Annotated in this window: 20 protein-coding genes and 1 pseudogene; 11 read left to right on the top strand and 10 right to left on the bottom strand. The window is 62.5% G+C overall.

The window, feature by feature from the left end:
* The first annotated feature begins 33 nt into the window (after nt 1-33).
* From BLV41_RS09755 to BLV41_RS09730, 6 genes are read left to right on the top strand one after another with little or no spacing between them, the layout of a single operon-like run.
* Entirely contained in the window at nt 34-591 is a 558-nt protein-coding gene (locus tag BLV41_RS09755) for an alternate-type signal peptide domain-containing protein (protein WP_139244271.1), read from the top strand.
* Between the two features lie 27 nt (nt 592-618).
* Nucleotides 619-1,203 carry a hypothetical protein gene (locus tag BLV41_RS09750; RefSeq protein ID WP_139244269.1) on the top strand — a complete coding sequence of 195 codons (585 nt, stop codon included), beginning with the start codon at nt 619-621 and terminating at the stop codon, nt 1,201-1,203.
* Nucleotides 1,200-1,763 (top strand): signal peptidase I, encoded by a 564-nt coding sequence (locus tag BLV41_RS09745; protein ID WP_074711502.1) that lies wholly within the window; start codon nt 1,200-1,202, stop codon nt 1,761-1,763. The genes BLV41_RS09750 and BLV41_RS09745 overlap by 4 nt, the downstream gene beginning before the upstream one ends.
* On the top strand, nt 1,760-2,449 hold the full coding sequence (locus BLV41_RS09740; protein WP_074711501.1) for a hypothetical protein: 690 nt from the start codon (nt 1,760-1,762) through the stop codon (nt 2,447-2,449). The genes BLV41_RS09745 and BLV41_RS09740 overlap by 4 nt, the downstream gene beginning before the upstream one ends.
* Complete coding sequence (locus BLV41_RS09735; RefSeq protein ID WP_074711500.1) at nt 2,446-3,036, top strand: hypothetical protein; 591 nt, start codon at nt 2,446-2,448, stop codon at nt 3,034-3,036. The genes BLV41_RS09740 and BLV41_RS09735 overlap by 4 nt, the downstream gene beginning before the upstream one ends.
* Before the next feature lies 1 nt (nt 3,037).
* Complete coding sequence (locus BLV41_RS09730; RefSeq protein WP_074711499.1) at nt 3,038-4,096, top strand: signal peptidase I; 1,059 nt, start codon at nt 3,038-3,040, stop codon at nt 4,094-4,096.
* Nucleotides 4,097-4,284: 188 nt separating this feature from the next.
* Here BLV41_RS09730 and BLV41_RS09725 read toward each other — a convergent pair whose 3' ends face one another.
* Entirely contained in the window at nt 4,285-4,785 is a 501-nt protein-coding gene (locus BLV41_RS09725; RefSeq protein ID WP_074711498.1) for a DUF2505 domain-containing protein, read from the bottom strand.
* 205 nt (nt 4,786-4,990) lie between these two features.
* Here BLV41_RS09725 and mfd point away from each other — a divergent pair, with 205 nt between their 5' ends.
* Nucleotides 4,991-8,623, top strand: a complete 3,633-nt coding sequence (gene mfd / locus BLV41_RS09720; protein WP_074711497.1) for a transcription-repair coupling factor — start codon at nt 4,991-4,993, stop codon at nt 8,621-8,623.
* Nucleotides 8,624-8,913: 290 nt separating this feature from the next.
* On the opposite strand, the gene BLV41_RS09715 is transcribed toward mfd, so the two are convergent.
* Both BLV41_RS09715 and BLV41_RS09710 read right to left on the bottom strand, forming a co-directional pair.
* Complete coding sequence (locus tag BLV41_RS09715) at nt 8,914-9,633, bottom strand: GAF and ANTAR domain-containing protein (RefSeq protein ID WP_044577648.1); 720 nt, start codon at nt 9,631-9,633, stop codon at nt 8,914-8,916.
* A gap of 9 nt (nt 9,634-9,642) precedes the next feature.
* On the bottom strand, nt 9,643-10,356 hold the full coding sequence (locus BLV41_RS09710) for a GAF and ANTAR domain-containing protein (protein WP_074711496.1): 714 nt from the start codon (nt 10,354-10,356) through the stop codon (nt 9,643-9,645).
* A 300-nt stretch (nt 10,357-10,656) separates the two neighbouring features.
* Between BLV41_RS09710 and BLV41_RS09705 the strand changes: the two genes are divergently transcribed.
* Nucleotides 10,657-10,938 carry a hypothetical protein gene (locus tag BLV41_RS09705; RefSeq protein ID WP_074711495.1) on the top strand — a complete coding sequence of 94 codons (282 nt, stop codon included), beginning with the start codon at nt 10,657-10,659 and terminating at the stop codon, nt 10,936-10,938.
* A 149-nt stretch (nt 10,939-11,087) separates the two neighbouring features.
* On the opposite strand, the gene BLV41_RS09700 is transcribed toward BLV41_RS09705, so the two are convergent.
* The 3 genes from BLV41_RS09700 to BLV41_RS09690 form a co-directional block, all read right to left on the bottom strand.
* Nucleotides 11,088-11,312 carry a hypothetical protein gene (locus tag BLV41_RS09700; protein ID WP_044577654.1) on the bottom strand — a complete coding sequence of 75 codons (225 nt, stop codon included), beginning with the start codon at nt 11,310-11,312 and terminating at the stop codon, nt 11,088-11,090.
* A gap of 82 nt (nt 11,313-11,394) precedes the next feature.
* Nucleotides 11,395-12,102: a deoxyribose-phosphate aldolase gene (gene deoC / locus BLV41_RS09695; protein WP_074711494.1), complete on the bottom strand. Its 708-nt coding sequence runs from the start codon at nt 12,100-12,102 to the stop codon at nt 11,395-11,397.
* A 32-nt stretch (nt 12,103-12,134) separates the two neighbouring features.
* Nucleotides 12,135-13,346 (bottom strand): uroporphyrinogen-III synthase, encoded by a 1,212-nt coding sequence (locus BLV41_RS09690; RefSeq protein WP_074711493.1) that lies wholly within the window; start codon nt 13,344-13,346, stop codon nt 12,135-12,137.
* A gap of 191 nt (nt 13,347-13,537) precedes the next feature.
* Here BLV41_RS09690 and BLV41_RS09685 point away from each other — a divergent pair, with 191 nt between their 5' ends.
* Complete coding sequence (locus BLV41_RS09685) at nt 13,538-14,650, top strand: acyltransferase family protein (protein ID WP_170835447.1); 1,113 nt, start codon at nt 13,538-13,540, stop codon at nt 14,648-14,650.
* Here BLV41_RS09685 and cobA read toward each other — a convergent pair.
* Both cobA and nirB read right to left on the bottom strand, forming a co-directional pair.
* Nucleotides 14,616-15,439 (bottom strand): annotated as a pseudogene (gene cobA / locus BLV41_RS09680) (uroporphyrinogen-III C-methyltransferase). The gene BLV41_RS09685 and the pseudogene cobA overlap by 35 nt on opposite strands.
* Before the next feature lie 13 nt (nt 15,440-15,452).
* Nucleotides 15,453-18,137 (bottom strand): nitrite reductase large subunit NirB, encoded by a 2,685-nt coding sequence (nirB, locus tag BLV41_RS09675; RefSeq protein WP_074711491.1) that lies wholly within the window; start codon nt 18,135-18,137, stop codon nt 15,453-15,455.
* A gap of 331 nt (nt 18,138-18,468) precedes the next feature.
* Between nirB and nirD the strand changes: the two genes are divergently transcribed.
* Nucleotides 18,469-18,843 (top strand): nitrite reductase small subunit NirD, encoded by a 375-nt coding sequence (gene nirD, locus BLV41_RS09670; protein ID WP_074711490.1) that lies wholly within the window; start codon nt 18,469-18,471, stop codon nt 18,841-18,843.
* Nucleotides 18,844-18,908: 65 nt separating this feature from the next.
* Here nirD and BLV41_RS09665 read toward each other — a convergent pair whose 3' ends face one another.
* Together BLV41_RS09665 and BLV41_RS09660 are read right to left on the bottom strand one after the other, a co-directional pair.
* Nucleotides 18,909-20,765, bottom strand: coding sequence for a phospho-sugar mutase (locus BLV41_RS09665; RefSeq protein WP_074711489.1), 1,857 nt, complete (start codon nt 20,763-20,765; stop codon nt 18,909-18,911).
* A 33-nt stretch (nt 20,766-20,798) separates the two neighbouring features.
* On the bottom strand, nt 20,799-21,650 hold the full coding sequence (locus BLV41_RS09660) for a purine-nucleoside phosphorylase (protein ID WP_074713237.1): 852 nt from the start codon (nt 21,648-21,650) through the stop codon (nt 20,799-20,801).
* A 140-nt stretch (nt 21,651-21,790) separates the two neighbouring features.
* Here BLV41_RS09660 and BLV41_RS09655 point away from each other — a divergent pair, with 140 nt between their 5' ends.
* Complete coding sequence (locus BLV41_RS09655; protein WP_244517012.1) at nt 21,791-23,131, top strand: NAD(P)H-quinone dehydrogenase; 1,341 nt, start codon at nt 21,791-21,793, stop codon at nt 23,129-23,131.
* The last annotated feature ends 60 nt before the right edge of the window (nt 23,132-23,191 follow it).

The following is a 23,191-nucleotide window of genomic DNA, read 5'->3' as shown; positions in this document are numbered from 1 at the left end:
CTGGGGGCATAATTTTAGGGTAAGGAAATACTCGTGAAAAAAGTTATGAAGGCAGCAATCGCTGCTGGTGCGGCAGGCGCGTTGCTGCTGGGTGGAGCGGGCACCTTTGCCCTGTGGAACGCAACCGGTGACCTTGACGATGCAGGCACCGTGACCACAGGACACCTGACCATGGTAAATGGTACGGGTGCTTGGCAGGACATCAGCGTTCCCCTGGCTCCCGTTGTTTTCGATGCCACCACGGAGACAATCGTTCCCGGTGACACAGTTCGCTACTCACAGAACGTAACCATCTCTGCAGAGGGCAAGAACCTCGCCGGTGAATTGGTGGTTGGCAACACAGCCGTGGTCATTCCGGCTGACTTGGCTGGCCAAGTGACGGTTGCGGTTGCCCCCACAGCGGTGGCCGGCACCTCTGTAGCCGGAACCACCGTTACGTTTTCCGAGCCGGGTACCTACATTGTTCCCGTGACCATCACGGTGGCTTTCGCCAAGGGCAATCTCACAGATGCAATAACGCCGGCTGCCACCATGAGCAAGGCAATCGACCTTCCGGCGCTTTCGCTGACCCTGAACCAGACCCGTTCCTAGCCGGTTCGAGTAACGCGTTTTTGCCACTTGCGTAAAACATTGCTGACGGCCTTGGCAGCGGCCGTGCTGGTGGTGCTTCTAGCAAGCGCCCAAGGCACGGCCGCGCTTTTGCGCGCCCAAAGTGAGCTGACACCTGGAACCATTACTACAGGAAAGCTGGCAATCAAGGCGGGCAACGGGTCTAGTAGCGACACAGACTATGTATTCTCAGATTTGAACAACGGGGCGCTTGTTCCTGGGGGATACCGACAGGCTCCGCTGACCATCAGCAACGCTGGCAACGTAGCCATGACCTATAGCCTTACCGGGGCAAGTTCAGCACCTTCTGCCCCAACACAAGCCGACATCTATCTAGCCGCGACCGTGGACCTCACTGTCTATGCGGTAGGAGGCTCTGCTGCATGCCAACCCGGCGTGCTTAGCCCCGGAACAGTCTTGTATCAAGGCAAGCCGAGCTCAACAGCAACATTCGCGCCCAGGCACCTGACCGCGCAAGGCATAGGCTCGGCGGAAGTATTGTGTGTCCGTATCAGCCTGCCCCAAAACGCTGACCAGCGCGCGGCTGGTGGGAAACTGCGGCTCGTGCTTTCCTGGCGAGGCGATCAAGCATGAGCGGGCGGCGGAGAGCCGAGACGCCCGAACTCACAGGCATGCTGTGGTGGTGTGGGCAGATTGCATCGTGGATGATCCTGCTGAGCATCCTGAGTGTAGCGGCCATCATGATTGTGATTCCCCGGCTTGCCGGGGCCACGGCCTACACGGTCCTGACGGCGTCTATGGAACCTGGGATGCCGCCGGGAAGTTTGGCCGTGATCCGGCCGCAGGATCCGGCCACGCTGCGCACCGGGGACGTGATTACATTCCAAGCCGAATCGGGTAAGGCATCAGTCATCACGCACAGGATTGTTGGCGTGGGGTCAACACTGGGCGGAGAACTGCGGTTCACCACCCGCGGTGACGCCAACTCCACCAACGATTCGCAGGTGCTGCCCGAGCAAGTCCGTGGCAGTCTCTGGTATAAAGTGCCGCTGCTGGGTCATGTCAATAGTGCGCTGAACGGCTCCCAACGCCAGTGGCTTACGATTGCCGCCGTCGCCGGGTTGTTGGGCTACTCCACTTTTATGACAGTCAGTGCATTGCGCGATCGTTTCCGAAGGAGTAAGACACTATGACCTCCGCTCCTATTTCGCCCGGCCACCTTGCTTGGACCGGACCCGGACGCAGGACAGTGCTGGCAACAGCTGTTGCTCTGGCAGCGGGCATCGGCACCACAGCGTCGCCAGCATTTGCGCTGGGACCACGTGCCGCCGTCGTACGGGACCGGGAGCAGACAAACCTTGCCTATAGCGCCGACGGGGTTGAATATTCGGCGATCTTCCCGGTCCTGTTCACCGCGGCGACCCGGCTGGTGCCGGGGGAGGGTGTTGCCGAAAGCCTGTGGATCCGCAATGACAACGCCATGGCCGTCAATGTATCGCTGGCCGTCCCTGCATCCGGTGGAATTGAGCAGGGCGACCTTAGGGCTGGGCTGTTGCCGCAGCCTGTGGTGACGTTGGAGGCCGGCGCGAGCAGTGAACTGCAGGCGCACGTGTGGCTGCCGGAATCGGCTGGCAACGATGCGCAGGCTCAGCGGTTGCCTGTCCGCTTACAAGTGATCGTTGGCGAGGCGGATGCCGGTGGGACACCTGACTCGGGTACTGGATACTTGAGCGACACCGGAGGATCCTCAAACATTTGGCCTGTGGGGCTGGCTGTGATGATGGGCGGAGTGGGTGCACTGATTGCTGCTCGGAAACGACCGGCCGGGTCCGCTGCTGATGCCGCGGCCACCGCTTCAGCGACGGGAGGCAGTTCATGAACCCGGAGACCGTTGAGCAGCCGGGCTGGTCCGTGCGGGTCAAGGCGTTGCTCTCCTTGGGACTGCTTGCCGGCTTCGGTGCTGTGTTCACGCTGGCGGCCTGGACTGGGACTGCGACCGCCACGTCCGACATTTCAGCTGCCACGGTCTTCATTGCTGTGGGGGCGGACGAGAACGCAACCAATGTCAGCTTCACAATCCCGATGGCCACTGCCAACTGGTATCCGGGTATGAGCCAGGCCGCTTTGGTGACAGTGAAAAACACCGGCACCTCGAATGTCAGCTATGCAGTGCAGGGGGCAACGACCGGTGCTTTAGGTACGGCGATGGCTGTAGGAGTCTCAATTGGCGGCACCGTGCAAAATGGATCTGCGACGGGCGGGACTTGTTCGGTGACACCGCCGGTCTATTCAAAGTCCGGTGGGACGATTTTTCCTGCGGCTTCCACGCACCCATTGGGCAACCTTGATGCCGGAGCGTGGGCCACATTCTGCGTTCAGGCGCAGTTGCCCTTGGGTGCGGCGTCAACTTTGCAGAATCAGTCCACGGGCATCACGTTAACGTTTACAGCAAGCACGAGGCCCTGACATGAAGCAGAATAATGTTCGCCTAGCCGGCTGGGAACGCTGGTTGCTGAATACGGGCGCGGCGCTGGGCCTGCTGTGTCTGGTGTTGGCTGGGTTGGCACTGGTTTTGGGGATGAAGCCGTTGATTGTTGTCTCCGGCTCCATGAGCCCGAGTATTCCTGTTGGTTCACTGGCACTTGCCGTAGCTACGCCGGCAGCAGATATTGCACCGGGGCAGGTTGTTTCAGTTGTCTCTTTCAGCGGAAACCGCATCACCCACCGCGTAGTCTCAGCAGATCCTGTGACCGGGCTGGTACTCAAGGGCGATGCCAACCCCGTGTCAGACCTGCAGCCGTACACCGTTGTATCCGTTGACCGGGTGGTGTTTTCAGTTCCGTTCCTTGGGTATGTGACCGGCTGGCTCAGCTCACCATTGGTGTTTGGTTTGGGCGGGTTGGTGTGTGCTTACTTGCTGTATTTGGCATTCTTCAGACCCAACGCCGGAAAGCCGGACGGATCATCTTCGGACAGCGATCCGGCAGCAGGGGGAAGCCGGCAGAGGGCACAAGGTAGAAAATGGCGGGGGGCAGGGGCGATCATTGCTGCGCTCGCAGTGGTGATACCGCTGGGAATTGTAAACCGGGTTGAGGCCACGCAGGCGGCGTGGACGGCAAGTGCGGTGGCAAATGCAACCATTGGGTCCGTCAAGCTGGATGCCCCGGGAGGACTGACTTGCACGCAGGTTACCGGTGACCCATTCTCGGTGAAGTTGGTGTGGATCCCTCCGGCCATGCCACCCTCTGGCTATGTTGTTCGGTTGTGGGACAACGCCAACCCCGGGGCGGTAACGGAGAGCCAGTCACAGACGGGCACTTCGTACACCTTGAGTCTGGACAGTGCTCAAGGGGTTTTGGGAGTCCTACTGGGAATCTTGGACTCTTATGACAAAGTTCTGACTGTGCAGGTTATCGCGAAGTATCCGCATGGCTGGGATTCTGCTCCCGCATCCAGAACAACAATTCATGCGAAAAAGGACCTCTTATACCCACTTGTGGGAACCAAGTACTTGAGTTGCAGCTAGAAGACCGACCGCGTCGCAAACGTCCGTGGTGGCCGCCGAGGGAGCAGGTTCACACTAACAGCCCCGCAGCGCACGAAGGCGTTAAACAGTTATGGTGCACAAACTGGGTTTGTGCACCATAACAATTGCGCCATTCCTGCGGCAGCGGCACCCGGGCGGGCCGGGCGCCGTCGTACCTCAGAGAAGGCCTAGCTGTGCGTGTTGAGCCATTCCTGGGCAAGCGTTGCCTGCAGGTTCAGGGCCCGGCCAATCACGGGCTCGGCGGCGGAGGCAATCTTCGCGCCAAGGAACGGCACGCCGGAGGAGACCTCGCCCGTCAGCGAAACCACAGTGGAAACGCCGTCGGCCGTCAGCTTCTGCTCAGCCGACACATCCACAGGAGCCTTGGCCACGGTGAGCTTGATGGAGTTGGTGCGGGAACCATCGGCCGCCGGAGTGCTCCAGGACTCATCCTGAGTAACAGTGAGGGATGCGCCCACAAATTTCTTGACGATGTCCGGCATACGCGTGGTGGGCAGCGTGCGCACGGTCTGGGTGGTGAAGGCGGCCGTGGTGGGCCCGCTGATCGTGAACGACTTCAGCTCCCCGCCCACAGTTTCGCTGACATGCTTGATGAAATCGGCATTGGTAAAGACATCTGTAACGCTCTGGGCCGTGGCCGAAAGCGTCGTTGAGGCGGCAAGCGCCATGGATCCTCCAAGATCGGGGGTGTGTTTGGGGCAGCTCCTACGATACCTTGGCCACCCGCCACGAGTAAGCTGGATAACGTCCCGAGGCTTCTTGCGAAGTTTTGGGCTTTCGTGCTGTCCGGCACGGCAAAGAATGTACTTCAGCGGCGGCCACGATGCGCCTGCGTTGGGCAAAAAGTTGTCATGCAACAAGGAGAAACCACCCATGAGTCTTGCAGGGTTGCGAACCGCGCTCTCAGCCGATCCACTCTTCGCCCGCGTCCGCACATACGCCGGTGCCGACCCGGCCACCCGGAGCGACGACATCGCGTTCAGCGCCCCCGCAGGCATGCGCCCCGTGCTCCTTGCCGAGGTGGCCGACGGACTCGCTTCACTTGCCGACTCCGGCGGCGTGGTTCTTGCCGTCACCGCGACCGGCCGCGAAGCCGAAGACACCGTGGCCGCCCTGCGTTCCTATCTTCCCGACGGTGCCGTGGCTGAATTCCCGAGCTGGGAAACACTGCCGCACGAACGCTTGTCCCCGCGATCGGACACCGTGGGCCGCCGCCTCTCGGTGCTGCGCCGCCTTGCCCATCCCGAGCTCGACGCCGGAGCCCGCCTTCGCGTGATCGTGGCACCCATCCGCGCCGTGGTTCAGCCGCTCGTGGCCGGCTTGGGCGAGCTGGTGCCGGTGCGGGTAAAAGCAGGCGAGGAGATTCCGTTCGCTGACCTCATCAAGAAACTGGCCGACGCCGCCTATTCCCGCGTGGACATGGTGACCCACCGTGGCGAGTTCGCCGTGCGCGGCGGCATCCTTGACGTCTTCTCGCCCACGGATAACCACCCTGTCCGCATTGAGTTTTTTGGCGACGAGGTGGAGTCGCTGCGCTGGTTCAGCGTGGCCGATCAGCGGACGCTGACCTCTGTCACCGGCGGTGTTGTGCACCCCACCGAGCTCTATGCACCCCCTTGCCGGGAAATCCTCATCACCCCCACCGTGATGGGCCGTGCCGCCAAGCTCAAGGACAGCATGCCCGCCGCCGCGGCCATGCTGGAAAAGATTGCCGGCGGCATTGCAGTGGAAGGCATGGAGTCATTGGCTCCGGCCTTGGTGGACGGCATGGTGCCGCTGACCTCCCTGCTGCCCGCCACCTCCATCACCGTGGTCCTCGATCCCGAAAAGGTCAGTGCCAGGGCGCACGATCTTGAATCCACCAACGAGGAATTCCTCGAGGCTGCCTGGTCCACCGCGTCCGACGGCGGCAGCGCGCCTTTGGACTTGACCACCGTTTCGGGCAGCGGTGTTGACCTCGCCGCCGCCAGCTTCCGGTCCCTGTCACAAACTCGCGAATCCGCACAGGGCCACGGCGTGAGCTGGTGGACCATGAGTTCCCTGGTCCAAGACGAGGAACTGGACACCTCCAGCGACGTGCTGAACCTGGCCGCCCGCGAACCTCGGGGCTACCGCGGTGACGTGGCAGAAATGATGGAGTTCATAGGCGCCCGGGTCAAGGACCAGTGGCGCGTTGTGGTTGCCACTCAGGGCCCCGGCCCGGCCCAGCGCCTTGCCGAGCTATTCCACGAAGCCAACATCCCGGCGTCGCGCGTTGAATCGCTGGATGCCGAACCGCAGCCGGGCATCATCGAAGTCACCACGGCGGACACCGGACGCGGCTTTGTCCTGGACTCCCTCAAGCTGGGGCTGCTGACCGAGGCGGACCTCCTGGGGCGGGCCTCCGCCGTCTCCACCCGAGACATGCGCAAGATGCCCTCCAAGCGGCGCAACGCCGTCGACCCTCTCCAGCTGCAGGCCGGCGACCACGTGGTCCACGAACAGCACGGCGTGGGCAAGTTTGTGGAACTGATCCAGCGAAAGGTTGCCGGGGCCGGTGTGGGCGGGGCTGCGGGACTGCGCGAATACCTGGTGCTCGAGTACGCGCCGTCCAAGCGCGGCGCACCCGGTGACAAGCTCTTCGTTCCCACGGACCAGCTGGATCAGGTCACGGCCTACGTGGGCGGTGACGCGCCGGCCCTGTCCAAGATGGGCGGCTCGGACTGGGCAGCCACCAAGTCCAAGGCCCGCAAGGCCGTCAAGGAGATCGCCGGCGAGCTGATCCGGCTCTACTCTGCCCGTATGGCGTCCAAGGGGCACGCCTTTGGGCCTGATACGCCCTGGCAGGCCGAGCTGGAGGAGGCGTTCCCATATGTTGAGACGCCTGACCAGCTGGTGGCCATCAACGAGGTCAAGGCCGACATGGAGAAGGAAGTCCCCATGGACCGGCTCATCTCCGGCGACGTGGGCTACGGCAAGACCGAAATTGCCGTGCGCGCAGCGTTCAAGGCTGTGCAGGACGGCAAGCAGGTAGCCGTCTTGGTGCCCACCACCCTGCTGGCACAGCAGCACTTTGAGACGTTCAACGAGCGCTTCTCCGGTTTCCCCGTGCGCGTCCGGCCGCTGTCCCGCTTCCAGACCACCAAGGAATCCAAGGAGATCGTCGAGGGTGTTCGCAATGGGACGGTGGATGTTGTCATCGGCACGCACCGGCTTTTGTCCAAGGACTTTGCGTTCAAGGATCTGGGGCTGGTGATTGTTGATGAGGAGCAGCGTTTTGGTGTTGAGCATAAGGAAGCGCTGAAGAAGATGCGCACCAACGTGGATGTGTTGGCCATGAGTGCCACGCCCATCCCGCGTACCTTGGAGATGTCCATGACAGGCATCCGCGAAACGTCCACGCTGGCAACTCCGCCTGAGGAGCGACACCCCGTGCTGACGTACGTTGGTGCACATAGCGACAAGCAGGTGGGTGCGGCCATCCGCCGAGAGCTGATGCGTGAAGGCCAGGTGTTTTATGTGCACAACCGGGTTAAATCAATCGATCGCACAGCGGCCCACATCCAGCAGCTAGTCCCGGACGCCCGCGTGGCCGTGGCACATGGTCAGATGTCTGAGTCCCGGCTGGAACAAATCATTGTTGACTTCTGGGAGAAGCGCTTTGACGTGCTGGTGTGCACAACCATCATTGAAACCGGCCTGGACATCTCCAACGCCAATACGCTGATCGTGGAGCAGGCCAATAACTATGGGTTGTCCCAGCTGCACCAGCTGCGTGGCCGTGTGGGTCGTGGCCGCGAACGGGCCTATGCCTACTTCTTGTACCCGGCCGACAAACCGCTGGGTGAGGTGGCGCTGGAACGGCTCAAGGCCGTTGCCGCCCACAACGAATTGGGTGCCGGTATGGCGCTGGCCATGAAGGACCTTGAAATCCGTGGTGCTGGAAACCTGCTGGGCGGGGAACAGTCCGGGCACATCCAGGGTGTGGGCTTCGACCTGTACATCCGCCTGGTTGGCGAGGCTGTGGCTTCGTTCAGGGGTGACAGTGAAGAGCGCGTTGCGGAAATGAAGATCGAGTTACCCGTCAATGCGCACCTGCCGCACGAGTATGTGCCGGGGGAGCGGCTGCGGTTGGAAGCTTACCGCAAGCTGGCTGCAGCGGTGACCATTGAAGAAATTGCTGAGGTCGAGGCCGAATTGGTGGATAGGTACGGAGCATTGCCGCCTGCCGCGATCAACCTCATTGCCGTGGCGCACTTCAAGGTCCTGGCCCGTACTGCCGGGTTGTCCGATGTGGCGCTGCAGGGCAACTTCATCAAGTTCGCCCCGGCCGACCTGCCCGAATCCAAGGTCATGCGCCTGAACCGCATGTACCCCGGGTCAATCGTGAAGCCTGGACTGAACTCGATCCTGATCCCCAAGCCCAAGACGGCCCGGATTGGTGGCCGCGATCTGGCTGATGCAGAGGTGCTCAAGTGGTCCCAGGGCGTCCTTGAGGCGATCTTTGAGACGGTGCCAGCTACGTAACTGGGTCGGTATGCGTTGAACTCGAGGTGAATCTGGCGCATGTTGTCCGCTGGCGCCAAACTCAGCGTGAGTTCGGCGCATGCCGGAAGTGGCAGGCGGGCGGCCCGGCGTCGTGCCTTATGCAGCGGGTTTGAGACGGTGCCGGCCGCTTAGTTGCGTCGGTATGCGTTGAACTCGATGTGAATTTGGCGCATGTTGTCCGCTGGCGCCAAACTCAGCGTGAGTTCGGCGCATGCCGGAAGTGGCAGGCGGCGCAATATTCGCGTGGACAGCACCAGAGGCGCGACGACTCAGGAGGTGATGGTGATGCTGCGTTCCACCACGCTTTGGGAGGCCTCCGAGAGTGGCAGATTGTGCGAGCGTGCATGGGCGCGGAGAAGGAAAAATGCCTCATCGATGCTCACATTGGCCGTATGCGCAATAACGCCCTTGGCCTGCTCAATCACGATTCTGCTGTTCAGGGCCCGCTGAAGCTGCTCATTAACCACGGCGCTTTCCCGCAAAGCACGCTCTTGCAAGAGACTGATGGTGGCCACATCTGCGAACGCCTGGGCGATGGCGGCATCCTCATCACTGAGCGGACCGGGTTCGTGCCTAAAAAGGTTCAGGGCGCCAATGGTTTGACCGCGCAACCTCATCGGAACTGCATGAACTGAAACGAAGCCTTGAGAAAGCGCAGCGGATTGGAAGAGCGGCCAGGCCCCTCCATCGGCGGCAATGTCATGGATTGCGACGACCGTGCCCGTGCGGAAACAGTCAACGCACGGCCCCACCCCGGCCTCCAGTTGAAGCACCTCAACGAGTTGGCTTTTCTCGCTGGTGGAGGCCATGACCTGCAGATCGCCGGCCGGGTCCACCAACAACAGCCCCGCAGCGGCAGCATCGAGGAGCGCGACTGATTCATCGACAAGGGTGTGCAACAGGTCGACAACATCGTAGTCGGCCACCAAGGTATCCGCTATCTTGACGAAAGCGGCACTCACGCGCCGGGCGCGGCTTAAGATCGCCATAGTCGGATTCTACTCCACTGAAACACTGACATCATCCTCATTGGGTGGGGTGAAGTCGAGATCCTTGTTGACCACGTCACGGGCAACCTCTCTTACGGTGAGACCTTGGGAAAAGGCATGGGCACGCAACAACAAAAGCGCATTTGTCGCTGACAGGCCGGTCTGGGCCAGAACCATTCCGGTTGCTTGATGGACTTCCCGTCGGGACAGCAAGGATTTCTCCAGGGCCGGGTCCTTGTCGCCAGTTCCGTCACCCGGGCCGGCAGTCAAGATGTGTCGCAGCAGCTTCCACGCAGCAGCGTCGCAGAGTTGAAGCGCCGCAGCATGGTCAGCGCGACTGAGGGAGCCTGGGGAGGAGCTATATAGTTCAATGACCCCCACATCCATGGCTCCCAACAGCAATGGGAACACGAACAAGGCTGCGACGTCGTAATCAAGCACGGCCTTGGCAAAGACCGGCCAGGCGGCGTGGCCATCCGCTTGCACGTTCGGCAGCAGCACCGGCTGGCGGGTTCGCAGGGCCTCCCACCGCGGACCCTCACCCAAATCGAATTGCAGCTCGTCAATCCGGGCGGATGTGGCGTCACTGGCGAAAATCGAGGTTTCCGGGGCATGACCGGGAAATGCCGAGATGGCCATGCCTGATATGGGCAGCGTGGCCAGAAAAACAGCGCACAGCTCCGCGCCGAAGCCGTCAAGTTCCCCGGCTAATTGATCAGCCATGTGGCGCCTGCGGCCAAAGTGGCGCCACGTGCCATTGGGCAGCGTTCATGATTGCACTGGACAAGGCCGGCAATGAAGCATTGAGAGACACGGGGCGGCGCCTCCTTGGGCTTTGTCAGAGTGCTTGAATCGTGCAACGAATCTGCTGGTACCACTACAGCTTATGCCTGTTCCACAACACCGCGTCATAACTGGCAGGGTGCCCCTATCCAGTCGGTCTGGGTGCGTCTAGACTGAAGTATTCGCCCCAGACCCCGGCGTGACCTTAATCGTCGATTTTTTGCAGGGGGGAGTGGCGCCATGTTGAAGAAAGAACTGGCAACGTATCTGCCGCCACTGGCAGATGGGTCGGCACACGAGGCGTCATTTACTGAAGCGGACTGCCAGGCTCAAGCGGCGAGGGAAGTCATTGGCCTCGTTGAAATGCTCAGGGACACGCTTGAAGGCTACCTGGCCATCAGAGCCGGGCTCTCGCCCGATGAATCTTCGCGGATCGACACCGCTGAAGCCGGCCAATGGATGCAAAGAACCATTGATGACCTGGTGGCAACCATTGTGGGCATTGAAGCCACCCCCACTTAACAGGCAAGTCACTCGCTGGCTGCGCAGCCAATCAAAAATGCGCCCGCCTCCCATAAATGACACCGGTATACGGGGCGCATTTATGGGAGGCGGGCGCATTTTCGCGTAGACCGCGGCAAGCTCAGGCCGCGGCGGGCGCTGAAAGCAGGTTACTCGCCTGCGGAGTTCGACCGGCCCATGATGGTCATGGGAACCCAGTACGCCAGGAAGCACAGCAACAGTGCGGCACCGGCCGGAACAAAGGCGTGCGCAAAGCTCTCCAAGCTCAGGAATGACAGCGCGAAGATGCCGCCAAGGAACAGGGCGAAGAAGATGACGAACAAAACGATGGACTGCGCACGGCTGTTCTCGCCACGGTAACTGCTGCTGGACATGGTTCCTCCTGTCCCCAAGGTGGGGGAGCTAAGCTGGTGCACCGAAAACGGCGCGATGATCTGTAATCGATCTTAGTACGGATTAGTAGGCGCTGGTTCCTGTGCCGCCGGTGACGATCGCGATGCCGCCGCTGGTGCCGATGCGTGTGGCGCCGGCCGCAATCATTTCCAGGGCCTGCTCACGTGAGCGCACCCCGCCTGAGGCCTTGACCCCAATGTCCGGGCCCACCGTCTGGCGCATGAGTGCGACGTCGGACGCGGTTGCGCCGCCGCCGTTGAAGCCCGTGGAGGTCTTCACGAAATCGGCGCCAGCCTCAACTGCGGCCTCACACGCCAACACCTTCTCGGCATCGCTGAGCAGCGAGGTCTCAATGATGACCTTCAGCAGGGAGTCCTCGCCGTGAACAACCTCGGCCACTGCCGAAATGTCCGAGACAAGCGAGTCCCTGTCCAGCGCGCGGGCGGAGGCGATGTTGATGACCATGTCAACCTCATCGGCGCCGTCCATGGTGGCCCCGCGGGCTTCGAACACCTTGACGTCGGTGTTGTGGGTGCCCAGCGGGAAGCCCACAACGGTGCAGGTCAACACCCCGGATCCCAGAAGCGCCTTCTTAGCCGTCTCAACCCAGATGGGGTTGACGCACACGGACTTGAAGTGGTGTTCGGCGGCTTCCTTGCACAACTTCAGGATGTCTTCGCGGCTGGCCGCAGGCGCCAACAGCGTGTGGTCAATGTAGCGGGCCAAATCTTCAGTGCCGTTGGGCTCTGAGGCGGGGCTGGTGGTGGTCATGAGGGTACCTTCCTGCGTACGACTAGTTACACCTATCGTGCCATATTCGTGGGCGGCCGGAGCCGGTAGCCGCGCTTGAGGACGGTTTCCACAATGGTGGGGTCAGGAAGTGCGGCGCGCAGCCGGCTGATGGTCATGTGCAGGGCATGATCGGCATCGCCCACGCCCATGGCTGTCAACAGCTCCGCATGGGAGCGAATGGTCCCGCCAGCTTCCATGAGTGCCTTGAGAAGCTGCAGCGGCGCCGGCGCCAGAGGCACGGGAACTCCGTCAACGCTCAACGACTGTCCGCGGATTTCCAAGACAGATCCGGCGCTCTTGATCTGCAGGGCACCGGTGCTCTCCAGATACTCACTGACGAGCCGGATCAGGGCTCCCATGCGGAAGCGCTCCGGGATCAAGGGGGTGATTCCGGCATGAACCAGCGGGGCTGCCGTGACAGGTCCGACGGCGGCGCTCACCACCGCGCCCAGGCCCTCACCGCTGGGGCTGCGCTCGTCCCGGCGCAGGGCGTGACGGAATTCGGCGCCACGCCCCAGAGCATCGGCCGTGCTGAGTACGGCGTCCACGGCAGGTGCGCTGGTGAACGTGAGGACATCGATCTCCCGGTTGATGACAGCCTCGATCAGCTGCGGCAGTTTGTCGCCGTCCTCGGCGTTGACCCAGCGGTACGGTGTCACGGTCAAAACCGTGGCGCCGGCTTGGCGCAGACGCTCCAGCGCCGCAACGTCCGTGTAGCCGTGAACCTGGACGGCCACTGTCTTGCCCTCCACTCCGGCGTCAATGACCAGATCGGTGAGCGTGGCGGTGGTTTCATCGGCGCTAATGCCGTCGTCGTCGAGCCCTGCGGCCCTGACAGCGCCGCGAGCCTTGGGGCCGCGCACGTAGATGGCGGAGGTGGCAAGGGTGGCCAGCAGTTCTTCGCCCTGCCCGGCGGCGTCGGCGGCCTCGATCCAGCGGCGCATGCCGTACGCCGTGGTGACCATGACGACGTCGGGCGCGGCGGCGATGACGGCGGCCGTTTCGGCACGCAGCGCCTCGTCGTCCTCAACCGGCGCAATTTTCAGGGCCGGCGCGTGCATGACTGTAGCGCCCTTGCGTTCCAGCGCCTCGATCAAATCGCCGGCGCGGCGATGGGCGGTGACACCTATCCGGAACCCGCGCAGTGGCTGGGCCACCTGCCCTGTCGATGCGGGCTGGGCGGGACCGGCTTTGGCTTGGCCGGATTCTGGTGTTTCGCTCATGTGTTCCTTAAAGCTGCCGGCAAACCGGGATTGAAGAGGAAGTCTTGGCAATGGTACCGAAGCTCCCATTTATTGCGCGGCATGTGCCGGAAACTATGACATGTTTGGAGGCGGCCGTCCAGACCGGGATACAGTGAAAGCATTGCCAACGGCCGGGCGATCTGCGTCTGGCCGCAAGCGGGGGAGTTAGTTTGAGCGTTCAGCCTGCCGTGGGGCCGCGGCTCCGGACCAAACCACGCAACGCAGCCCTGGACGGGATCCGGGGCCTGGCCATCAGCGCGGTGATTGCATCCCATTTTGTCCCGGCGTTTATCCCGGGCGGGTTCAAGGGTGGTGCGTACGGCGTGCTCATCTTCTTTGTCCTCAGTGGATACCTCATCACCACCTTGCTCCTGAAGGAATACGATGCCTCGGGGCGGATCGACATCAAGGCTTTCTATGTCCGGCGCGCTTTGCGGCTCCTGCCAGCCCTGTACCTTTTCCTGCTCGTGGCCCTTATTCTGACATTTGCGTTCGGCACGTACCTGCGCATGGATTCTGGCGGTGCCGTGGTGGGGAGCGTGCTGGCGTTCTTCTATGTTTTCAATTGGGTGGATTTCGCCGGACTTCACATTCCGCATTCGATGACCCCGCTCTGGACCTTGTCCGTGGAAGAACAGTTTTACCTGGTTTGGCCGCTGGCGTTGACCCTCATGCTCGGGATCCCGGTGCTAAAGCGGCATCTGCAAGGAATTGTGCTGGGTGCCGTGGTGATCTTTACCGGGCTGGGAATCCTGGCGTATCTTTCGTTCGGCCTGATGTCCTACTACCGGACATGGACGTGGATAGCTCCGCTTCTCCTTGGCGTCTCATTGGCCATTGCCCAACGCCGCACACAGGGCCGCTTTGGTGCCGAACTTGGACGTTTCTCACCCATCGCATGGTGCCTGCTCCTTCTCGTGGCGCTCTATCCGCCCACACTGGACAGCGTGGTGACCCATGCAGTGACAGTCCCGCTGCTGAGTATGGCCGCCTGCGCCATCATCGCCCGAAGCACCCAAAGCGGATCCGCCCAAAGCCAGCGCGCAGTGTCCGCACGCGTGCTGGGCTCGTCACTGCTGGTCTACCTGGGGAGGCGTTCCTACGGGCTTTACCTGTGGAACCTGATAGCACTCGAAACGCTGGAGCACTTTATCGAGAACCCCGCCCTGCTGATCTGCTGCGCGCTCGCGGTCACCCTTGCAATTGCTGAGGCGTCATACCGTTGGGTTGAGATGCCCGCATTGACTCTCAAGCATAGATTTGAGCGCGTGCAGCTGGGCTAGGACCGCGTCCTGTCAGGCTGATTGCAAATTGGCATCCGCGAGGAAGTTCGGGATGGCCATGCCGTGCTGGCCGGCCAACTTCACTACTTCCCCGATGACGATGACGGCGGGATTGCGGCAAGAGGACGAGGCCTCCACGATGGTGCCGAGCGTTGCGATGGTGGTGCGCTGCGCATGGCTGAAACCGTTCTCCACGATGGCAACCGGCGTACCAGTTGCCAACCCGGCCAGGCGCAGTCCGGCCACGAGCGAGGGCAGGGTGCCGATCCCCATGAGCACCACAATGGTGCCGCCCAGACCCGCCAAATGCGTGTATTCACTGGTCTGCAGGGGTGCATGACCGGAGACCACCGTGAAAAGGTGGCTGACGTTGCGGTGGGTCACGGGAATGCCGGCTGCTCCCGGTACGGAGATGGCGCTGGAGATTCCGGGAACCACAGTGACACCGATTCCGGCCGCCACGGCACCGGCCATTTCCTCGCCGCCGCGACCAAAGACAAAGGGGTCCCCGCCCTTGAGCCGCACCACGTGCAAGCCGGCCTTGGCGCCGTCGATCATGCGGGCGGTAATTTCCTCCTGCGGCACCTTGTGGTGTCCCGGCGTCTTGCCGACGTCAACAAAGGTGGCGCGGGGAGCAAGCTCGGCCAGATCTGAAGTGGGGCCGAGGCGGTCAAAGTACACCACGTCCGCTGCGGCGAGGGCCTTGGCCGCCCGCAGGGTGAGGAGATCGGCGGGGCCGGGCCCGCCGCCTACCAGGGTGATGTGTCCGGTGCGTCGTGAGCGGGGCATGAGATTCACCTAACTAGTTCTTGTGCGTGTCTGCGCTGCGGACGGGGATGTGGGTGGCGATCAGTACGGGACCTGCGGCCCGCTCTTCGTCCGTGGCCGGGCGGACCTGGCCGCGCTCGGGGACGAACATGATCGAGTCGTCGGCCTCTTCAGGGGCATTGACGAAGGAACGGAATCGGCGCAGGCGCTCGGGATCGGCCAGGGTTGCAGCCCATTCGTCCTCGTAGTTGCCAACGTGGGTGTTCATGGCGGCTTCCAGATCCGCCGCAATGCCCAGCGAATCGTTGACCACAACATCGATCACGTGAGCCAGGCCGCCGTCGAGCTCTTCCTGCCAGCGGGCCGTTCGCTGTAGGCGATCTGCGGTGCGGATGTAGTACATCAGGTAGCGGTCGATGTAACTGATGAGCGTGGCATCGTCCAGATCCTTGGCCAGCAGCTGGGCGTGCGCCGGGGTGGCACCGCCGTTGCCGCCCACGTAGACGTTCCACCCGTCGGCCGTGGCGATGACGCCCACATCCTTGCCGCGAGCCTCGGCACACTCGCGTGCACAGCCGGAAACGCCCAGCTTGAACTTGTGCGGACTGCGCAGCCCGCGGTACCGCAACTCAAGTTGGATGGCCATGGCCACCGAATCCTGAACGCCGTAGCGGCACCAGGAAGAGCCAACGCAGGACTTCACCGTGCGCAGCGATTTGCCATAGGCCTGTCCGGATTCCATGCCGGCGTCCACCAGAATCTTCCAAATCTCCGGCAGCTGTTCCAGCCGTGCGCCGAAGAGGTCGATCCGCTGCCCGCCGGTAATCTTGGTGTACAGGCCGTAATCCTGCGCCACCTTGGCGATCACGGCCAGCTTGTCAGGGGTGATTTCACCGCCAGGGATGCGTGGCACCACCGAGTACGTGCCGTCCTTTTGCATATTGGCCAGTGCTCGGTCGTTGGTGTCCTGCAAGGTTCCGCGGCCCTCATCCAGGACGTAAGCGCTGTTTTGGCTGGCCAAAATGTTGGCCACCGTGGGCTTGCAAATATCGCAGCCACGGCCGGCCTTTGCCGTCTCATCCACGCCGAAACGGGCCAGAATGTCAGGGAAACTGGTCAATTCCAGGGCGCGCACGGCCTCGAAGAGCTCCGGCCGGGACATCTCAAAGTGTTCGCACAAGGCCTTGGAGACGGCAATACCGGACTTCGCCAGCTCGCCTTCCATGAGCTTCTTCAGCAGCGGTACACAGGATCCACACTGGGTTCCGGCGCGGGTGCACGCCTTCAGTCCGGGCAGGTCCTGAACGGGTGCGGCGCCATCGCAGCTGCCGCAGCCGTTGACGGCGTCGCGGACGCTGCCAGCGGAGACATTGTTGCAGGAGCACAGGATGGCGTCGTCGGGAAGTTCGACGGCGGGTGCGTCGCCGCCGCCTGCTGCCGAAAGGAACGCGCCCGGTTCGGCGGGCAATTCGCGGCCCAGCAGCGGGCGCAGGCTCGTGTAGGGGGAGGCGTCGCCTACAAAGATGCCGCCCAGGAGGGTCTTGGCGTCCGGGCTCGTGACGATCTTTTGGTAGACGCCGCGGGCCGGATCGGCGTAGACAACCTCGAGGCTGTCTTCCGTGGTGGCGAAGGCGTCGCCGAAGCTGGCAACGTCCACGCCGGACAGCTTGAGCTTGGTAGCGGTGTCGAAACCCGGGAAGGTGGCGTTGCCGCCGTGGAGCCGGTCCGCCACGATCTCCGCCATGGTGTTGGCCGGGGCCACAAGCCCCAGGCACATGCCCTCAAAGTTGGCCACTTCACCAATGGCCCAAACACCGGGAACACCTGTGGCGCAGCCGTCGGTGATGACAATGCCGCCGCGGGTTCCCAGCTCAAAACCGTGGTGGGCCAAGCCGTCACCGTCCCTGGCCAGTTCATCGCGGGGGCGCACACCCACCGAGACAACCACCAGATCAGCGGGAACCACTGTGTCGTTTGCCATCAGCACCCCGGTGACCTGGCCGTCGCGGTCCGTTTGGACCTCGGCGGGGTACGTGCCGATCGAGGCGGCCATGCCCTTGGCAGCCACGAGGCGGCCCAGGGCCTGGCCGGCGCCCTCATCGAGCTGGGCGTTCATGAGCCAGCGCCCGCCATTGATGACAATGGAATCGGCGCCGAGCTTGATGAGACCGGCCGCGGCCTCCAAGCCGAGCAGACCGCCGCCAATTACGGCCGTCTGTACCGTGCGTCCGAGTTTCTCGGTCAGCGCCGCAACCTGCTGGTTGAGCGTCCACACATCTTCCAAGGTGCGGTAAACGTGGGTGTGCTCGGCTCCGGGAATGCTCAGGCGGGTGGCGTCGGAGCCAGTGGCCAGAACCAATTCGTCGTACGAGTAATGGGTCACCTCGCCGCTGTTCATTGTCTGGACGGTGCCATTGGCGGGGTCGATTCCGGCCACCTCGGCGCCGCGAACAAGGGTGACCGAAGGGTGCTCCCACATGGAAAGGTCGCCGAGTGTCAGGTCCGTATCAACATCCGTCAACGCCTGGCTCAACGCAACGCGGTCATAGGGATTGTGGATTTCCTCGGTCAATACCGTGATGTGCCAGTTGTCCAAACCACGTGAATGCATAGCCTCGACAAAACGATGGGCGGCGGGTCCTCCACCAACCACTACAACCCGGCGGAATGAGGAAACTGAATCCGCGGCGCTGATATCCTGCTCGTTTTGCTGTGTCATGTCTATGGCCTTTCACTTCGGGGCCCGGTGCTCGCTGCCTCATGGTGTGGGCTGTGTGGGCCCTGCTGGTCCGGGTTGAACCGGCACCAACGTGTAGTCCAATGCTATGAAAGCGCCATTACCCAGCCATTTCCCAAATGTAACGAGCAGTTAACATCGTCCTCACGGGGGCCGCCGAGGTGGTGGTGAGAGAAGGTTAACTTTGCTGTCACACGCGCAGCCGCCGGGAGAAACATGGGCGCCCTAGTGTGTAAGCCAGTTGATCGATTGATAAGCCACAGGGTCCTCAGATCAGCGTTCGCACATCCCGCCGCAAACGTAAGGAACGCTCATGGAACAGCTCATGGAAAAGCCCGGCACCGCTCACCAGGCACGTGCTGTTTCGCCGCAGTGGTTCCGGGTGTGCGCACTTCGCGACCTGGAAGATTCCTGGGGCGAGGCGGCACTCATCAACGGCCAGCAGGTAGCCCTGTTCCGGGTTGGCGAGCACGACGTTTTCGCCGTGGCCCAGGCCGACCCCGCCACCCGCTCACACGTCATGGCCAGGGGCATGGTGGGGTCCCGTGGCAACACTCACACGATCGCCTCACCTCTGCACAAAGAGGTCTATTCTCTGGCCACGGGGGAGTGCTTTGGCCGTCCCGATCTGCACCTGGGCACCTACCCCGTGCGCGTTGTTGACGGCTCCATCGAGGTTGAACTCTAACCCCAAACGCAGCAAAGCACAGATCACGCGAGAATCCTCGCGTGATCTGTGCTTTGAATTCTCGTTTAGTAGCTTTCCAGCCCCAGTGCGTCCTTGACGTCAAGCACGACGGCGGCCAACGCGCGTTGCGCTTCATCCCTGGCCGCGGGCAGGTGGTCCGGACCGGCAACGGGAACGATGACCTCGAGGTAGCACTTGAGCTTCGGCTCGGTGCCGCTGGGCCGGATGATGACGCGCGTGCCGTTGTCAGTCAGGTACGACATGCCGTCGGTGGCTGGCAGGTCCTTGGTCCCCACCGAAAGATCCGTCAGCTGGGCCACGGCGGAACCATCGAAACTGACGGGCGGTTGAGCCCGCAGCCGGGCCATCATCTCGGTGATGTCAACGAGCTCTTCCACCCGGATGCTGATTTGGTTGCTGGCGTGCAAGCCATGCTCCAATGCCAGATCATCCAACACATCGAAGAGTGTGCGCCCCACAGCCTTGAGCCCTGCCGCCATTTCTGCCAGCAGCAAGCCCGCGGAGATACCGTCCTTGTCGCGGACCACCTCCGGTGCAACGCAGTAACCCAGGGCTTCCTCATAGCCGAAGGTCAGCGACGGCACACGGGAAATCCACTTGAAACCTGTCAACGTCTGGACGTGCTGGTAGCCAGCCTTGGCCGCAATCTTTGCCAACAAACGCGAGGAAACAATCGAGTTGGCGAACACAGGTCCGGTCGCGTTTTTTGCGCCAGCTGTATTGGCAGCTGTCCCCGAACGACCGCCGCGGGCAACCAAGTGCGAGCCCAGAAGCGCACCCACCTGATCACCGTGCAATTGGTGCCACGTTCCGGTGGCCGGATCCAGCACGCCCACGGCAGCCCTGTCGGCGTCGGGATCGTTGGCCAGCACCAAATCTGCCTCTACCTTCCGGGCCAGATCAAACGCCAAGTCCATGGCGCCGGGCTCCTCCGGGTTTGGGAAGGAGACCGTGGGAAAGTCAGGGTCCGGTGAGGACTGTTCAGGCACGGAGTGGATGTCCGTGAATCCTGCCGCGTTCAAGACGGCCAACGCGGTTTCATGACCCACGCCGTGAAGGGAGGTGTGCACAATACGCAACTCCCTGGCCGGGAAAGCGACAGGGTCGGCGAGTTCCGAGATGGACTTCTTGTAGTCCTCAAGCAAGTCCGGTCCAAGGACGCTCCAGCCATCGGCGGCCATGGCAATGGCGGAGGTATCGCCCAACTCGGGGGTGCGTGCAACCGTGGCGATGTGCCCGGCAATCAACGAATCATGAGGGGCAACAATCTGTACGCCACGAGCCTCCGGAGCCACGGCACGGCCACCCAAATACACCTTGTATCCGTTGTCCTGGCGTGGATTGTGGCTCGCCGTCACCATGATGCCGGCCTCACAGTTCAACGCCCGTACGGCAAATGCCAAGACGGGAGTGGGCAGAGGAGAAGGCATCAGGAAAGTCTCAACGCCTGCAGCGGTGAAGATGGCCGCCGTCTCCAGGGCGAAGGCTTGGGAGTTGTAGCGGGCATCAAATCCCACAACGGCCCTAGGCTGGTAGGCCGGCGTGCCAGCGGAGGAGGGTTCGGCGTCGTCCGTGTCTTCGGTGCCGGGCAGGGGTGCGGCGGCCAAGGCCAGCAGGTGCGCGGCCACACCGGCGGCGGCGCGGCGCACCACCACCTTGTTCATCCGGTTCGGGCCCGGACCCATCGCGGCGCGCAAACCCGCCGTGCCAAACTGCAGGTCACCGGAAAAACTGTCGGCCAACTCCACCGGATCCGTGAGAGCCTCGGCGATCATGGCCTGCAGCTGGGAAGCCGTCGCCGGGTCCGGATCGTGCGTTGCCCACTGGCCCGCGGCATCCTGCAAGGCGGCGATTTCGAGTGCGGCGGTGGACTCGGATCGGCTCTGGTTTACATGTCTCACCAGATAAATGTAACCGCACCGCCGCACATACTCCTACAACTTGGCGATGATACCCGCCAACAAGGCCGAAATCCGCGGGCCGGCGGCGGCACCGGCCTCGAGAACTTCCCCATGGCTGAGCGGCGTGGGGCTGATGCCGGCGGCAAGGTTCGTGACCAGGGAGATGCCAAAAACTTCCATGCCGGCAGCACGGGCGGCGATGGCTTCCAACGCGGTGGACATGCCCACCAGGTCGGCGCCAATGCGTTTGGCGTACTGTACCTCGGCCGGGGTTTCGTAGTGCGGTCCGGTGAATTGGGCGTACACGCCCTCATCCAGGCTTGTGTCCACTTCACGGGCCAGGGCGCGCAGGCGTGAGGAGTACAGGTCCGTCAGGTCCACGAATGTTGCACCTTCAAGGGGGGAGGTGGCCGTCAGGTTGATGTGGTCGCTGATCAGCACGGGAGTTCCCGGCGACCAGGCGGTGTTGAGCCCGCCGCAACCGTTGGTCAGCACCATGATCTTGGCACCCGTTGCGGCGGCTGTGCGGACACCGTGGACCACGGCGCGCACGCCCTTGCCCTCGTAGAAGTGGGTGCGGGCACCCAAAACGAGGACGTTTTTTCCCGAGGGCGTGCGAATGGAGGTGAGTGTGGCCACATGGCCAACCACGGCCGGAGCGGAGAATCCGGGGACGTTTGCGGCGTCAACCACGGCTGTCACCTCGCCGATCAGGCCGGCAGCTTCACCCCATCCGGAGCCCAGGACGACGGCAATGTCGTGCGTGGGAACACCGGTGTGTTCGGCAATGTAAGCGGCGGCCTCGGTGGCCAGCACGTCGGGATTGGTCTGGGCTGGCGTCTGTTCAATAGTCACGAAACCAACATACCGGCCCGAGCCCCACATGCACAGAAAGCTGAGAAGTTGGTGCATGGGGCCGCCTAGGGAAGAATAGGTTCGTGAGCAGCCAACAGGATCAAATCCAGCCCTTTGCCCTTCCCAGCCTTGCCATTCTTGGTGGTGGTCCCGGTGGTTATGAAGCGGCCATGGTCGCCGCGTCGATGGGTGCCAAGGTGACCATCGTTGAACGGTCCGGATTGGGTGGTTCTGCTGTTCTAACTGACGTTGTCCCCTCCAAATCGTTGATCGCCGTGGCCGAGGCCATGAACCGCAGCGTGGACTCCACACAGCTGGGTGTGAGCTTCGAAACGGCCGAAGGCAACCCCAAGACCGTCATGAAGGCGGACCTGAAGCTGATCAACGAGCGCGTGATGCGCCTGGCCAAGGAGCAATCGGCCGATATCCGCCGCGGACTCGAAGCCGTGGGCGTGAAGATCATCATCGGTACCGGCCGGCTGCTGGACAACCGCACCATCGAGGTGGATCGCGGTGAATCGCGCGAAATCATCAAGGCCGATTCCATCCTGGTCTCCGTTGGCGCCCACCCGCGCGAGCTCGCCACTGCCCAGCCCGACGGCGAACGCATCTTCAACTGGACCCAGATCTATGATTTGGATGAACTCCCCGAAGAGCTGATCGTGGTTGGTTCCGGTGTTACCGGTGCCGAATTTGCTTCCGCCTTTAACGGCCTCGGTTCCAAGGTCACGTTGATTTCCAGTCGCGACCAGGTGCTGCCGGGCGAGGATTCCGACGCCGCAGCCGTACTCGAGGACGTCTTTGCCCGCCGCGGCCTGCGCGTGTTGTCGCAGTCTCGCGCCGAAGCTGTGGAGCGCACGGCCGACGGCGTTGTTGTCACCCTGGGCGATGGTTCCAAGGTCACCGGGTCACACTGCCTCGTTTGTGTGGGTTCCATCCCCAACACCACGGGGATCGGCCTGGAAGCTGCCGGTGTTGAGGTCACCTCCACCGGCCACATCAAGGTCGATGGCGTCTCCCGCACCAGCGCGCCCAACGTTTACGCCGCCGGTGACTGCACAGGTGTGTTTGCCTTGGCATCAGTAGCTGCCATGCAGGGACGAATTGCCGTGGCCCACATGGGCGGCGACGGTGTACGCCCGCTCAAGCTCAACCAGGTTTCCTCCAACATCTTCACCTCCCCGGAAATTGCTTCCGTTGGTGTTTCCGAAGCGGATCTGGCCTCCGGCAAGTACCAGGGCGACGTCATCAAGCTGTCCCTGAACACCAACGCCCGGGCCAAGATGCGTGGTGTCAGCGACGGATTCGTGAAGATCATTGCGCGCAAGGGCTCCGGCACCGTCATTGGTGGCGTTGTTGTGGGTGCCGGTGCCTGTGAACTGATCTTCCCGATCGCCCTGGCCGTGACGCAGAAGCTGCACGTGGATGATGTGGCCAACACGTTCACTGTGTACCCGTCCATGTCCGGTTCCATCTCCGAAGCCGCGCGCCGCCTCCACGTCCACATGTAACGTGGTGGCACTTTCGCTATGCGCACCACTGGGGTCAGGTTTGGCGCCAGTGGCACAGCT

Origin of the sequence: Arthrobacter alpinus (genome assembly GCF_900105965.1) — a bacterium.
GTDB lineage: Bacteria > Actinomycetota > Actinomycetes > Actinomycetales > Micrococcaceae > Specibacter > Specibacter alpinus.
Note: the sequence above shows the minus strand (reverse complement) of the source record. Positions and strands in the feature narration are given on the sequence as shown.

What these genes read in the sequence shown, in the direction of transcription:
- BLV41_RS09745 (WP_074711502.1), top strand. Translation starts at nt 1,200, where the DNA reads ATGAGCGGGCGGCGGAGAGCCGAGACGCCCGAACTCACAGGCATGCTG.
- BLV41_RS09740 (WP_074711501.1), top strand. Translation starts at nt 1,760, where the DNA reads ATGACCTCCGCTCCTATTTCGCCCGGCCACCTTGCTTGGACCGGACCC.
- BLV41_RS09735 (WP_074711500.1), top strand. Translation starts at nt 2,446, where the DNA reads ATGAACCCGGAGACCGTTGAGCAGCCGGGCTGGTCCGTGCGGGTCAAG.
- BLV41_RS09730 (WP_074711499.1), top strand. Translation starts at nt 3,038, where the DNA reads ATGAAGCAGAATAATGTTCGCCTAGCCGGCTGGGAACGCTGGTTGCTG.
- BLV41_RS09725 (WP_074711498.1), bottom strand. Translation starts at nt 4,785, where the DNA reads ATGGCGCTTGCCGCCTCAACGACGCTTTCGGCCACGGCCCAGAGCGTT.
- mfd (WP_074711497.1), top strand. Translation starts at nt 4,991, where the DNA reads ATGAGTCTTGCAGGGTTGCGAACCGCGCTCTCAGCCGATCCACTCTTC.
- BLV41_RS09715 (WP_044577648.1), bottom strand. Translation starts at nt 9,633, where the DNA reads ATGGCGATCTTAAGCCGCGCCCGGCGCGTGAGTGCCGCTTTCGTCAAG.
- BLV41_RS09710 (WP_074711496.1), bottom strand. Translation starts at nt 10,356, where the DNA reads ATGGCTGATCAATTAGCCGGGGAACTTGACGGCTTCGGCGCGGAGCTG.
- BLV41_RS09705 (WP_074711495.1), top strand. Translation starts at nt 10,657, where the DNA reads ATGTTGAAGAAAGAACTGGCAACGTATCTGCCGCCACTGGCAGATGGG.
- BLV41_RS09700 (WP_044577654.1), bottom strand. Translation starts at nt 11,312, where the DNA reads ATGTCCAGCAGCAGTTACCGTGGCGAGAACAGCCGTGCGCAGTCCATC.
- deoC (WP_074711494.1), bottom strand. Translation starts at nt 12,102, where the DNA reads ATGACCACCACCAGCCCCGCCTCAGAGCCCAACGGCACTGAAGATTTG.
- BLV41_RS09690 (WP_074711493.1), bottom strand. Translation starts at nt 13,346, where the DNA reads ATGAGCGAAACACCAGAATCCGGCCAAGCCAAAGCCGGTCCCGCCCAG.
- nirB (WP_074711491.1), bottom strand. Translation starts at nt 18,137, where the DNA reads ATGACACAGCAAAACGAGCAGGATATCAGCGCCGCGGATTCAGTTTCC.
- nirD (WP_074711490.1), top strand. Translation starts at nt 18,469, where the DNA reads ATGGAACAGCTCATGGAAAAGCCCGGCACCGCTCACCAGGCACGTGCT.
- BLV41_RS09660 (WP_074713237.1), bottom strand. Translation starts at nt 21,650, where the DNA reads ATGTGGGGCTCGGGCCGGTATGTTGGTTTCGTGACTATTGAACAGACG.
- BLV41_RS09655 (WP_244517012.1), top strand. Translation starts at nt 21,791, where the DNA reads ATGGTCGCCGCGTCGATGGGTGCCAAGGTGACCATCGTTGAACGGTCC.